This is a genomic window from Bacteroidales bacterium (assembly GCA_035647615.1).
Lineage (GTDB): Bacteria > Bacteroidota > Bacteroidia > Bacteroidales > 4484-276 > SABY01.
Genome location: DASRND010000007.1, coordinates 13,627 through 26,583 on the forward strand (window position 1 = coordinate 13,627; position 12,957 = coordinate 26,583).

At 45.6% G+C, this 12,957-nt stretch carries 9 protein-coding genes; 4 read left to right on the plus strand and 5 right to left on the minus strand.

What is annotated here, in order from left to right:
• Complete coding sequence (locus VFC92_02975; protein ID HZK07141.1) at positions 1–1,857, minus strand: AAA family ATPase; 1,857 nt, start codon at positions 1,855–1,857, stop codon at positions 1–3.
• Between the two features lie 160 nt (positions 1,858–2,017).
• Here VFC92_02975 and VFC92_02980 point away from each other — a divergent pair, with 160 nt between their 5' ends.
• The 4 genes from VFC92_02980 (at position 2,018) to VFC92_02995 (ending at position 8,055) form a co-directional block, all read left to right on the plus strand.
• The gene (locus VFC92_02980) at positions 2,018–3,250 is read left to right on the plus strand and encodes an FprA family A-type flavoprotein (protein ID HZK07142.1); all 1,233 of its coding nucleotides are present in this window, start codon (positions 2,018–2,020) and stop codon (positions 3,248–3,250) included.
• 275 nt (positions 3,251–3,525) lie between these two features.
• The gene (locus tag VFC92_02985; protein ID HZK07143.1) at positions 3,526–4,365 is read left to right on the plus strand and encodes a hypothetical protein; all 840 of its coding nucleotides are present in this window, start codon (positions 3,526–3,528) and stop codon (positions 4,363–4,365) included.
• Positions 4,366–4,508: 143 nt separating this feature from the next.
• Positions 4,509–6,587: an elongation factor G gene (gene fusA / locus VFC92_02990; GenBank protein ID HZK07144.1), complete on the plus strand. Its 2,079-nt coding sequence runs from the start codon at positions 4,509–4,511 to the stop codon at positions 6,585–6,587.
• Positions 6,588–6,846: 259 nt separating this feature from the next.
• Positions 6,847–8,055 carry an NTP transferase domain-containing protein gene (locus VFC92_02995; protein ID HZK07145.1) on the plus strand — a complete coding sequence of 403 codons (1,209 nt, stop codon included), beginning with the start codon at positions 6,847–6,849 and terminating at the stop codon, positions 8,053–8,055.
• Between the two features lie 44 nt (positions 8,056–8,099).
• Here the strand turns inward: VFC92_02995 and VFC92_03000 are convergent, their stop codons facing one another.
• The 4 genes from VFC92_03000 to VFC92_03015 all read right to left on the minus strand — a co-directional run bounded on the left by VFC92_03000 (position 8,100) and on the right by VFC92_03015 (position 12,857).
• Positions 8,100–8,423, minus strand: a complete 324-nt coding sequence (locus VFC92_03000) for a hypothetical protein (GenBank protein ID HZK07146.1) — start codon at positions 8,421–8,423, stop codon at positions 8,100–8,102.
• 111 nt (positions 8,424–8,534) lie between these two features.
• On the minus strand, positions 8,535–10,004 hold the full coding sequence (locus VFC92_03005; GenBank protein HZK07147.1) for an alpha-L-fucosidase: 1,470 nt from the start codon (positions 10,002–10,004) through the stop codon (positions 8,535–8,537).
• Between the two features lie 105 nt (positions 10,005–10,109).
• Complete coding sequence (locus VFC92_03010) at positions 10,110–10,526, minus strand: GxxExxY protein (protein HZK07148.1); 417 nt, start codon at positions 10,524–10,526, stop codon at positions 10,110–10,112.
• A 171-nt stretch (positions 10,527–10,697) separates the two neighbouring features.
• Positions 10,698–12,857 carry a Tex family protein gene (locus VFC92_03015; GenBank protein HZK07149.1) on the minus strand — a complete coding sequence of 720 codons (2,160 nt, stop codon included), beginning with the start codon at positions 12,855–12,857 and terminating at the stop codon, positions 10,698–10,700.
• Between the last annotated feature and the right edge of the window lie 100 nt (positions 12,858–12,957).

Sequence of the window (12,957 nt, forward strand, 5' to 3'; positions counted from 1 at the left end):
CTAATTGAGTTTTTGGGCATTAAGAATGTCGGCGGTCAGGTTTGCGGTTTCATCATAAAACCCGGTACCAAATCCTTTCTTAAGAATTCCATCTTTTCGCATCGGGATTTTGTAGCATTTTTCTGCCTGCTCATTATCATTAAAATAAAGAATGTTAATTGCATCGGCATCAAATTTATCCCTTGCTACCAACAATTGGAGTTTCTGAATCAGATAAACGCTGTGGGTTTCGATAATAAATTTCAATGGCTGATTCTCAGCTTCTTTTTCTTTGGTTTGTTTTTTATAAAAACCAATACAAAAGATGAAATAATCCGCCAGCCTGGCCTGCCACGATGGATGCAAAAAGGTTTCAGGTTCCTCGATGAGTATGGTCTTTTGAATTACTTTTTCAGGCTTTTTACCCATTAACCTTGGGAGTTTCTCTTTTTCAACTTTTTCTTTTGCTGAAAGAAATAAAATTGAAGCAACATTCAAGACGATTCCAATAATGTGTGCAGCCCCCTTGCCAAGGTCAGCAATATTCACCATTTTGTTATTCGAATCTGCAAGGTATTGTTTTTTAACCTCATCAAAACTTGACAGAATCCAATGTTGAAAATTGGTTTGTGGTAGAAAAATCAGACGCTTATTATCTCCTTCGTTTTCATTTTCCCTTCTTTTTTCTTCTAATTCCTTTCCTTTCTCTTCAATTGCCCGATTTACACTTGGCATGAACATCAATTCGAAATATGAATTTTGGTGTTGCTCTATATTTATGATGCCATCAATCCCAAAAATTTGCAGGCTGTCGTAAATGAATTCCATAAAAGAAGAATCCTCTTGCAGATCGAAAACCGTACGCAAATAATCATTCACAGGACTAATTTCTATTAAATGATTACTGAAATGCTGATACGCTACATGGATGATGTTTCTTCCGCGAAAAACCTTCAGACCTTCATTAATTTCAAATATCACCCCTCCAATCACATCTTTAACAAAATCAGCGAATCCTGTATTTTCATACAGGTCTAAATATTTTTGCTCATCTTTTGTGTCAGTATCCCAAAATAATGCATGGCGAATTTCAAAACCTCCAAGATTATAATATCTATCCTGAACAATTTCATCTACATACTCCCGAAATTTTATGTGTGAGAAATCATAGTCGGGAAAGGAAAAAAATTCTTCTTCGAAACATTCAGCCCACCAATTGTTCTTTTTGGTTTTTATTTTATTCAGTTGATCAAACACACCCGAATAATCGTGGTCTGTAATTTTATCGATATATGTTTCGAGAAGCGGGACATTCACTTTGAGCAAAATTAAGCTTGAATCCGCATGCTCCAATGGTGATTTATAGGGATATTCGTATTCCCTGTATTCTTCCAGATATGCTTTATCAATGTCAAATTCGATATTGGCTTCATTAACCTCAAATAAAGGTTTATTGTAAATTCCAAAAAATACTTCATCGCTATCATTGATTATTTCTATCTCTGAAAACACCGCCATCCCTTTACGTTTTTCATAGCCATTGTCTTTACCGTTTCTAAAAGTAAAGAGCAGCTTGAAAGGAGTCTCAATTTTTCCAATTGTGATGAAAAAGCCAATTTTAAAGTTGTCACTTTTGGATTCCCAATTTACTAGATCAGCAAATTCTCCAAAATTCCCTTTGCTTCCCATCAGATCAATCATAGGGAAATCTCCTTTTTCAAACCCTTTGGAAAACAAATGAATGGCCTTGATAATCGTGCTTTTCCCGGAATTGTTTGCGCCGGTGTAAATGTTGAGTTCGTTAAAATCAAAGGTGTGCTGCCCTTTGAAGGTTTTAAAATTTTCAAGAATCAGGCTGTCGAGCTGGTAATTTTTCATAATTCACGTTGTTGCTTTGGTTGAAGCAAAAATACAACTTTCGACTTAACCTCTGATAATGCGTGATAGTGTTGGTTTTTGTTCGGATTAAAATTTTTGGCATCCTTTTTAACTTGCTATTTTTGCAGTATAAACTTTTGATAAACGACAAACTAAAAATATGAAAAACGAAATTATCAACCTTACCCCCGACGTGAAATGGATTGGCGTGAAAGACCCTGACCTGGCGACTTTCGACGTGGTGATGGAAACCAAATACGGCACTACTTACAACAGCTACTTTATAGATGCCGACAAGAAAACGATTGTAGAAGCTACTAAAGAAAATTTCTGGGATGAGTATCTGGCCAAGATCCAGGAGGTGTGCAACCCTGCCGACCTGCAGTACATCATCGTAAACCACAGCGAACCCGATCACTCAGGCAACCTTAAAAACCTGCTAAACATTGCTACCAACGCCACGGTGGTAGGCACCGGCAACGCCATCCGCTACCTGCGCGACCTGATGGGAATGGATTTTAAAAACCTCGCGGTGAGAGACGGCGACACACTCGACCTCGGCAACAAGACGCTGCGTTTTATCAGCGCGCCCAACCTGCACTGGCCCGACACCATGTTCACGTGGCTCGAAGAAGACAAGGTGCTTTTCACCTGCGACTGCTTTGGCGCTCACTATAGCAGCAAGCATCATTTCGACGACGAGATCACCGACCGCTCGGCTTACGAAGAATCGTTCAAATATTATTTCGATGTCATCCTGGCTCCTTACAGCAAGTTTATGCTCAAAGCCATCGACAAAATCAAGGAGCTGCCCATCAGCATGATTGCCACAGGTCATGGCCCGATTCTGCGTAGCGACTGGAAGAAAAAGGTGGAGCTTTCGCGCCAATATGCCGAAGAAGCTATGAAGAAACCAGCCAGACCAGTCGTCTTCATTCCGTACGTAAGCGCTTATCAAAAAACCGGGAAGGTGGCCAATCTGCTCGCGGAGGGTGTGCGCCAGGCCGGCGACATCGAGGCGCACGTGCTCGACATCGAGCTGGCGCCGCTGGGCGAAGTAGATCAGAACATCGCGCACGCCTCGGCTTACCTCATCGGCTCGCCCACCATCAACAAAAACATTCTGCTGCCTATCTACAAATGCTTTGCGCTGATCAACCCCATCCGCGACAAAGGCAAACCTGCTGCCGGATTTGGTTCCTTCGGCTGGAGCGGCGAGGCTAAAAAGATCATCCGTACCAACCTGGAAAATTTGAATCTTTCGGTTTTTGATGAAGAGATGTTTGTAAAGTTTACTCCCAACCAGGAAGACAGCGAACGGGCAGTGGCTTTTGGAAAAGCATTTGGAGAAACTGTACTGGCGCAAAACGACAAGACAGCCGATAAGGAATAGAGATAAAGATTATTGAAAACCACTCGCTTTCGCTAAATTAATGAACGCGAACGAAGCCTTGGATACCACCCAAATGATTTCGGATAACTTTGGAAAGAGCAAAAGGGGCGGTCGGGCGCTACAATAAAGATTTCGAAAAACCCGTTGATTGGCTGGGTAATATTTTGTTTTCATATGTTTAGGGTGGCTAAGTCGATCACAGGTTTTTAAACCTTTTAGGCTTAGCCACTGTTTTTTAGCAGATATTGCGAAAATTAATTACATACATCATCACATTGAACCATCGATTCACTTTCCTGCTGCTGATAATATTCTCGCTTACGCTGATGTCGGCGTGCAACGTCGAACGCAAGCTGGCCAACGATTTCCTTAATCACCGCGATAGCCTGAGTGTGATGATCATTGAGCCGGGTTTTCTTTTTAAAACCAACCTGAAGGAACCTGCGATAGAGGGCTTTGATGCGCTAAGCGCTGAGGCGCAGCAGCAGATTCTTTACGACAGCAGCCTTTTCCTGCAACACATCACCGACAGTGTCTTCATCCAATACTACATCACCAGCCTGGTGCAAACGCTGGAGGGATATGGCATCAAAACCATGAGCCAGCATCAGCTACCAGATTTTCTTACTACACATGGACACGCCTGGCAGGTGACTCTGGTTCAGCTGGAACTAGAAGAAAGCCTGATGCCGTATCGTGAACAGGAGGTTTTTGATGATTCGGTAGTTTATTTTGAAGATTTTGAATTGCAAAAGGCCAGCCTCAACAGTTGGTTTGAAATTGTAAAAGTGAACAATCACCAGGAAACTTCTGAAGTGCTTTATGCAAGTCACTACTTTACGGATGAACTGGAGGGGCGCTTCGCTGAGAATATTTTCACCGGTGAGGTTACCTTCCGTTACAACCTGCTTCCACTGGAGATGGACGACATTTACACGCTGGCTTCAGAGACAGGAGCCACTTACGCCGGCTATATTTTTGATTACCTGATGAATTATTACATCCTGAAAAATCTCCCAACCGACCAAACGCTACGCTCCCTGATTCACTACGATCACGACAGCAGGATGCTTTCCCCGGCAGGCAACCAGCGCTTTATTTTTCTGGATGAATAGCTTTACTTTTTCAATGATTACATAATCTTAACATCAACGGCTTATTATTAAAAACTACTTTTGCCGCCATTTTTAGGCTAAAGTTTGATTTATTTGATTCATAGCCTCTTAATGACATTTTACCTGATAATTATTAAAACATCATGACATTATCTAAACTGAGAAATATCGGTATCGCAGCTCACATCGATGCCGGCAAAACCACCGTCACTGAACGCATCCTTTTTTTTACGGGCGCCACCCGCAAGCTCGGCGAAACACACGACGGGCAAGCCACCATGGACTTTATGAAGCAAGAGCAGGAGCGAGGAATCACTATCGCTTCGGCGGCCATCTCGTGCCACTGGAAAGACTCTAACATCAACATCATCGACACGCCGGGACACGTGGATTTCACCATTGAGGTGGAACGCTCGCTGCGCGTCATCGACGGCATGGTAGCGGTCTTTTGCGCCGTAGGTGGTGTAGAGCCGCAAAGCGAAACGGTGTGGAACCAGGCCGACCGCTACCGCGTGCCCCGCATTGCTTTTATTAATAAAATGGATCGTACCGGTGCCGACTTTTTTGAAGTAGCGAAACAGATGAACGAATTTCTGGATGCCAACGCAGTGCCTTTTCAGTTGCCTATGGGAAGTGAAGAAGATTTTACCGGACTCATCGATGTCATCCGCCAGAAAGCATATATTTTTGAAGAATCAAAACGGCACGAGACCGAAATCCCTGCAGAATACGTTGAAGCAGCGCGCGATGCACGTACCCTGCTGATAGAAAAAGTTGCCGACTTCGACGCAGAAGTCACCGAACTATACCTTGAGGAGAAGGAAATACCCGACGAGTTGCTGCAAAGAGCAGCCCGTACCGCCACTCTCAAGCTGGTGATAACACCTGTATTTACCGGTGCAGCATACAAAAATAAAGGCATTCAGCTGTTACTCGACGCCGTAATTGACTATCTGCCCTCACCCCTCGATGTGGGTGCTGTAATAGGAATGGATGTGGACGATCACACCAAATCGCATACACGCGCTCCGTCGGCCAAGGAGTCTTTCTCAGCACTGGCATTCAAACTGATCAACGACCCTTATGTGGGACAACAAACATTTGTACGCGTTTTCTCAGGTCGCCTCGAAAGCGGCATGCAGATACTCAACTCTACCAAAGGCAAAAATGAACGCATCGGCAGGATTTTGAAAATTCGCGCCAAAGACCGCGAAGAGGTGTCTTACGCCGGACCCGGCGAAATTGTTGCATTGGTCGGACTTAAACTCACCAAAACCGGCGACACGCTTTGCGACAAAGACGCACCCCTGCTGCTCGAATCGATACACGTGCCACCTTCGGTGATAGAACTGAAAGTAACTCCTGAAAAACGCAAAGACCAAAGCAAACTGGGCGAAGCACTGGCCAAACTCTCCAACGAAGACCCGTCGTTTCACGCCCGCTACGACGACGAAACCGAGGAAACGATAATTTCGGGCATGGGCGAGCTGCACCTCGAAATTATCGTTGACCGTATAAAAGATGAATTTAGCATCCCGGTTGTGGTTGGTGAACCATCGGTAGCATATCGCGAAACCATTACTACCGAAACGGTGAGCAACTACAAACACGCTAAGCAAACAGGTGGCAGAGGACAATTTGCCCACATCGTTATCCGTCTGGAACCCAACAAAGACAAAGGTTACGAATTTATTGATTACATCAAAGGCGGTGTGATTCCGGGCGAATATATTCCTTCTGTCAACAAAGGTATCCGCAAAATACTGGGCAGAGGCGTATTGGCCGGCTATCCGGTGATAGATGTAAAGGTGGTGCTGCTCGACGGCAGCTTCCATCCTGTGGATTCGTCGGATATGGCTTTCCAGACTTGCGCAGCCATCGCTTTCCGCAATGGTTTTATGAAAGCCGATCCTGTTCTACTCGAGCCAGTGATGCATGTAGAAGTGAACGTTCCCGACGACTATATCGGCAACGTGGTGGGCGACCTCAACAAACGTCGTGGCAAAATAGAGTCGATGCGCCGCCACCGCAAAGGATCGCAGAAACTTACCGGCACCGTGCCACTGATGGAGATGTTTGGCTATGCCACTACTTTGCGCAACATCTCAAGCGGACGTGCCAACTACTCGATGGAATTTTCGAGATATGTGCCGGTGACAAAGGCTATTCAGGAAGAAATTCTGGAGAAAATAGCTGAAAAGAAAAGGCTGGAAAACGCATAGCATTTGCGACAAGCACATATTATTAAGGAGCCAGAAAAGAGTTTTGGATGTTTTTATGATCATCCAAAATTCCAACTCCGGCTCTTTTTTTTTAATACTTTGTGTGAAAAATTCAAATACAATCTGCAAATTCGCGGACAGTAAAACCATCCACTAATTCACACGAATTAAACTGATTAACACGAATTAAAAAATTAGCGGAAATTCGCCTAATTGGCGAAAATTCGTGGACAGTTTCAATTAGTTTTGCGCAAAGATTATGATCTGGAAAAAGGAAATAACGGGCATCGTGCTGGCGGGCGGCAAAAGCAGCCGCATGGGTCAGGAGAAAGGTTTGGCTGAGTTTGACGGCAAACCCATGATCGCTTATGCGCTTGAAGCACTTGCCCCTTTGTGCACCGAAATCCTCATCAGCAGCAACAGCAATGCCTACAATCATCTGGGTTATCGCGTTGTACCCGACATTATCGCTAACAGCGGACCGATGGGTGGCATCTATAGCTGTATGTTGCAAAGCCAGTTAGAAAAGAAAAAGTCCTTACCACAGAGGCACAAAGACACGGAGAAAAGTAAAGAATGGTTTTTTGTGCTTTCGTGCGATACACCACGCATTGGTTCAGAAATCGTGGCGCACATTATTTCCCTTTCGGAGGATGCCGACATAACCGTACCATGGCATGGCGAGGAACATTACGAACCATTGTGTGCGGTTTACAGCAGTCGCCTTATTCCACTCATGGAATCTTATATCCGGGCGGGAAATTTTAAAATCCCCGAACTGATCATCCAGGTGAATGCACATAGGATCCCGGTTCCAGACGATCCAGTGCTGAAAGAAACCGATTTTTATAATGTAAATACTCGTGAAGAGCTACACGAACTTGGGAAGCTAATGTCCAACAGTGAACCAGCGGCTCCGAAAATATCAATACCAAATTTGCCTCAGGTTCTGATGATTGCCGGAACAGGTCGCAACGTTGGCAAAACAACATTGGCCTGCCGGCTGATAACACAAACGGCAAAAGATTTTGCGGTGACAGCCATCAAAATATCGCCGCACATGCACCAGCAGGAACAACCCGGCGAAGTGCTGGCTGAAACCATGGATTATCTTTTGCTGCGAGAACGTGGCCATAACTCGTCTAAGGATAGCGGCCGGATGCTGGCAGCCGGCGCCACCGAAGTATATTATCTGCAGTTGCGCCAGCGGCATCTTACCAATGAATTTCTGAAATTCCTGCAACACCTGCCTCCCCATCAGCCCGTCATTATCGAATCGGGGGCTTTACTTCAGATAGCGCAGCCGGGATTATTTGTACTTATTAAAAATAAAAATGGCCCGGCAGAAAAGCCCGGCCTCGACAGTTTGGGTTACCCACCCGATGTGGTGGTAAATTTTGAAGATGGCGAATTTGATTTTGATACCAGCAGGATCAGGTTTAATAGTGAAAAATGGATGATCAAATAATAATTGGTCTGTATTAAAAAGTTATCCTCTGAATGGCAGTAGCTTCAGAACAAATTCCCTCTAAATGGAGATTGTTTTCCATAGAATTTATGTATGTCGAAGTAATAACGAATGGTGTCTCCCTCACTGTTTTTTACCTCAATAACATCATAAGGTTTCTTTTTGTCAAAAATCAGCATTTGCATCTGTAGCTCACAATTGGAACATACCTTCCTCACATATTCATATTCTTCGGAAATGCTCTTAACGATGATTGCTTTTTCGACAGAACTTCCGTCTCGGATAATACCTGCGGTGCTTTTAGATGACGAACAAGATGCTCCAACCACAAAGAGCATCATTATTCCCAATTTCATTGCATTTTTCATTTAGCTCAATTTTGAAATACCCGCAAATTAGCCATTTATTTCTTGTGGTTTCGGCAACGCTCTGTTTCGACTTCGCTCAACCACCGGGATTTCGACCTTTATCGGAAACCGTTATTCATTTTCTGAAGATTTGAATAATCCAAATTTGGATATGGCAATCGTATTATTTGCTCTAAGTATGCGCAATCTAACCTGTGATGTCTTTACAGCGGGAATTCGGATGAGCCTTTTATAACCAATAGTTGTACCCTGAAAAACTGATTGCCAACTATTATTATCCATTATTTCTATTTCAAACGCACTGATTCTTTGTCCAAACTTAATAGGTTCCTGGATGATTATTCTATCGAATTGCTTTTCTTCGGAGAGTTGAATGATGAGGTCGGAAGACAATACAGAATCATCGGTTGCCCAATAGGTATCAGCGTTATCATTTAAGATATTTTCGGGAGCAAATTTTTTATGATTTAACCGATAGTTTCCGGCAATTACATAAGCGCCCGCTGTTAAATCCACTGCAAAGGTTTCATCGAGAGTTTTCCTAAACTCTTGCAATGCCTTTATATCATTTTCATGAATGAGACCTCTTTTATCAGGCGGAAGATTGAGGAGCAACAGAGCATTTCTCCCGACAGATTTATAGTAAATGTCGATTAATTCCTGTGGCGTTTTTACTAGGCTGTCTTGCGCCTCATGATAGAACCATCCGGGCCTTATAGAGACATCGCATTGCCCCACAACCCAGTCTTTCCCAAAAGGATCACCCGTATTCAGGTACTTGGTCTTCGAAGTTCCAACCGCCACGCTATCCCGGTTTATTGACGACCAAAAGGTAGCACCCGCAAACCCTTTTTCGTTGCCAATCCAATGCACATCAGGGCCTGCATCCGAAAATATTTTTATGCCGGGCTGCAACGCTTTTACGAACGAAAAAATCCCTGCCCAGTTATAATAGGTTTCGCTATCAATTTTGCGGGTTTCGTTGGCGCCGCCATAATAACCATCGCCGCCATTCGCACCATCAAACCAAATCTCATTGATCTCGCCATATTGCGTGAGCAGCTCCCGAAGCTGATTCCGATAATATTCGAGATATTCCGGCCGGCCGTAATCTTTCGAATTCCGATCCCATGGCGACAGGTACAGCCCCACCTTTAAGCCATGTTTACGGCAGGCGTCGGCAAATTCCGCTACAATATCTCCTTGGCCATTTTTGTACGGACTGTTTTTGATGCTATGCTCGGTGTAACGGCTGGGCCACAGGCAAAACCCATCGTGATGCTTTGCAGTAAGTATCAACTCCTGCATCCCTGCCGACTTTGCAGTTATTACCCATTGCTCCACATCCAACTCACTCGGATTGAATAGTTCAGGGCGCTCATCACCAAATCCCCATTCTTTATCAGTAAATGTGTTGACAGAAAAATGAATAAATCCGATCAACTCCATTTGCTGATAGGCTATTAATTTTTCTGACGGCACAACCGGGTTTGGACTAATGTCGGGAGGTGTTTCATTGCAGCCAAACAAGGCTACCAGAGCAAATAGGAAAGCAATTGTTTTGAAATGGGGAGTTTTCATAGGATATCGTTTACTAAGAATTTGTCATTATGCAAGGGGCTTTATCTCGCAAACCTCTCTCTTTTCGAGGCTCGTCTGCGTTCATCATTGTCAGAATTAGGATTTTTAGGATTTGGTGATTTTAGGATTGTTTTGATAGTCTTTGTTGTCTGGGTGATTTACATTGTAAACTCTTTTAAATTCCATACTTTTTGAACCAAAATTTATGAGCAATCCAATGGGTAAATTATATGCCTGGCAGTAGTTCATTGCTTGCGCTAAATGCACATCTTCTAGTTTTATCACCGCCTTCAATTCAAGCATGATGATATCTTCTACGAAAAAGTCAACCCTGCGCGTTCCGATGTCAATTCCTTCATAATAAATGTTCATTGTCATTTCACGCTGAAATCTTAATCCTTGATTCCCCATTTCTATAGCTAAAGCGCGTTGGTAAATAACTTCTTGAAACCCATTGCCTAAAGTGCTATGAACTTTCATTGCGCAACCAATGATTTTATGTGTTAACTCTTCATGTTTCATCTGTTTATCTTTTCATTGATAGATTTCATCCTATTATCTTTTAATCATAAAAATCCTAATTCCGACAGTGTTTGTGGCATCAGATACTTTACAAATGATTGAGGTGGCTGAGCTTGCCGAAGCCCGGCGGCTGAGCTTGTCGAAGCCTGCTGGCTGAGCGTAGTCGAAGCCTCACCACGCATATTTAGGCTGCTCCACGCCAGCCATTGTAAACTGGATGCGCTTGCGGGCTTTGTCCACGCTTTCTACTTTTACTTTTACGCGCTGGTTGAGGCGCACGTGGTCGGCGGGATCGTGGACGAAGGTGTCGGCGATTTTGCTTTTGTGCACCAGCCCGTCCTGATGAACTCCTACATCCACAAAGGCGCCAAAGGCCGTGATGTTGGTCACCAGCCCGTTGAGCACCATGCCGGGCTTCAGGTCATTGAGTGAATTGATGCCTTCGGTAAACTGATAAACGCCAAATTTCTCGCGCGGGTCGCGGCCAGGTTTGGCCAGCTCCTCCATAATGTCCTTCAGCGTTGGCAGCCCCGCACTTTCAGTGATAAACTCATGAATATCTATCTGCTTTCGCAGCGTATCATCCTCGATCAGCGCGCCGATGGTTACCTTTAGCTTTTTCGCCATCTTAGCCACAATGTGATAGCTCTCAGGATGCACGGCACTATGGTCGAGCGGGTTTTCGCTTTCGCGGATGCGTAGAAATCCCGCCGCCTGTTCAAAGGATTTTGGCCCGAAACGCTTCACCTTTTTGAGGCTTTCGCGTGAAGCAAAGGCGCCATTTTCGTTGCGATGTTCGATGATGTTTTGTGCCAGCGCCGGGCCGATTCCCGCCACGTTGGCAAGCAGTTGCGGACTGGCGGTGTTCACCTCCACTCCTACCGCATTCACACAACTGGCCACCGTATCTTCCAGGCTTCCGGCAAGCAGCGTTTGGTTTACGTCGTGCTGGTACTGCCCCACGCCAATGGAGCGCGGATCGATTTTGACGAGTTCGGCCAGCGGATCCATCAGCCGGCGCCCGATGGAGACGGCGCCACGAACAGTGACGTCGTAATTGGGAAACTCCTCGCGTGCCACCGCCGACGCCGAATATACCGAAGCGCCACTTTCGTTGACCATCACAGCGATTACTTCGCGGTTGAAGCGCAGATATTTCACCATCCGCTCCGTTTCGCGCCCGGCAGTGCCGTTGCCAATAGCGATAGCATCAATTTTATACGCAGCCACCAGATGTTCAATTTTGTTGATGGATTGTTTTACCTCACTTTGTGGCGGATGCGGATAGATGGTCTCGTTGTGTAGCAACTTTCCCTGTGCGTCGAGGCACACGAGTTTGCATCCGGAGCGGAAACCCGGATCGATGGCCAACACATTTTTCTGTCCCAGCGGCGGTGCCATCAGCAACTGCCGCACGTTGTCGGCAAAAACGCGGATGGATTCGCGGTCGGCGCGTTCTTTGGCCTGATTGCGATATTCAGTTTCTAACGAAGGCTGCAAGAGCCGTTTGTACGAATCTTTTAGCGCAAGCTGCACCTGAGCGGCAGCCTCCGAAGAATTTTTGATAAGACGCTTTTTTAAAATCTCAACGGCAACTTCTTCGGGCGGTGCTACTTCCACACGGAGCAAGCCTTCGTTTCCACCGCGAAACATGGCCAGCACCCGGTGCGATGGGGCGCGATGCAGCGACTCCGAAAATTCGAAATAGTTGCTGTAATTACCGGCAAATTCCTCTTTATCTTTGATCACCCTTGAGCTTATGGTGGCCTGCGTGGCAAACAGTCGCCGCAGCCGTTGGCGCACGCCGGCGTTCTCGTTGGTCCATTCAGCGATGATGTCGCGCGCGCCGCTCAGAGCATCATCGGTGGTAGGAACATCTTTGGCAGCATCGACATATTTTTTGGCTACAGCCACAACATCGCCGGCATTTTGCGCTATGACGATTTTGGCGAGCGGCTCCAATCCGCGTTCCCGCGCTATCATGGCGCGCGTGCGGCGCTTGGGACGATAGGGCAGATAAATATCTTCAAGCTCGGCCAGCGACTCCGCCTCTTCGATCTGGCGGCGCAGCTCGTCGGTGAGCAAGTCGTTTTCGGTGAGCGTACCGAGAATGCTCGCCCGGCGTTTGTCGATCTCGTCGAGTTTATTTTTACGGTCGCGGATTGCGGCAAGCTGCACCTCGTCGAGGCCACCGGTGGCTTCTTTGCGGTAACGCGCCACAAAAGGAATGGTGTCGCCCTGGGCAAAAAGCAGCAGCGTGCTCTTCACCTGATTTTCGCTAATTCCCAACTCTTCGGCGATAAGCCGCACATGACGGTTTTCAGAATCCATATTTTAGAATGTTTTTATAATTATCCGGGGCTAAAGCCCCATGAAACTTTGTGTCTTTTTATCCCCCGACCTGAAGCCCGGGGTTAGTAATCCCCGCACC

Excerpts from the sequence above, each read along its gene's own strand:
- VFC92_02975 (HZK07141.1), bottom strand. The coding sequence starts at position 1,857 with ATGAAAAATTACCAGCTCGACAGCCTGATTCTTGAAAATTTTAAAACC.
- VFC92_02980 (HZK07142.1), top strand. The coding sequence starts at position 2,018 with ATGAAAAACGAAATTATCAACCTTACCCCCGACGTGAAATGGATTGGC.
- fusA (HZK07144.1), top strand. The coding sequence starts at position 4,509 with ATGACATTATCTAAACTGAGAAATATCGGTATCGCAGCTCACATCGAT.
- VFC92_02995 (HZK07145.1), top strand. The coding sequence starts at position 6,847 with ATGATCTGGAAAAAGGAAATAACGGGCATCGTGCTGGCGGGCGGCAAA.
- VFC92_03000 (HZK07146.1), bottom strand. The coding sequence starts at position 8,423 with ATGAAAAATGCAATGAAATTGGGAATAATGATGCTCTTTGTGGTTGGA.
- VFC92_03005 (HZK07147.1), bottom strand. The coding sequence starts at position 10,004 with ATGAAAACTCCCCATTTCAAAACAATTGCTTTCCTATTTGCTCTGGTA.
- VFC92_03010 (HZK07148.1), bottom strand. The coding sequence starts at position 10,526 with ATGAAACATGAAGAGTTAACACATAAAATCATTGGTTGCGCAATGAAA.
- VFC92_03015 (HZK07149.1), bottom strand. The coding sequence starts at position 12,857 with ATGGATTCTGAAAACCGTCATGTGCGGCTTATCGCCGAAGAGTTGGGA.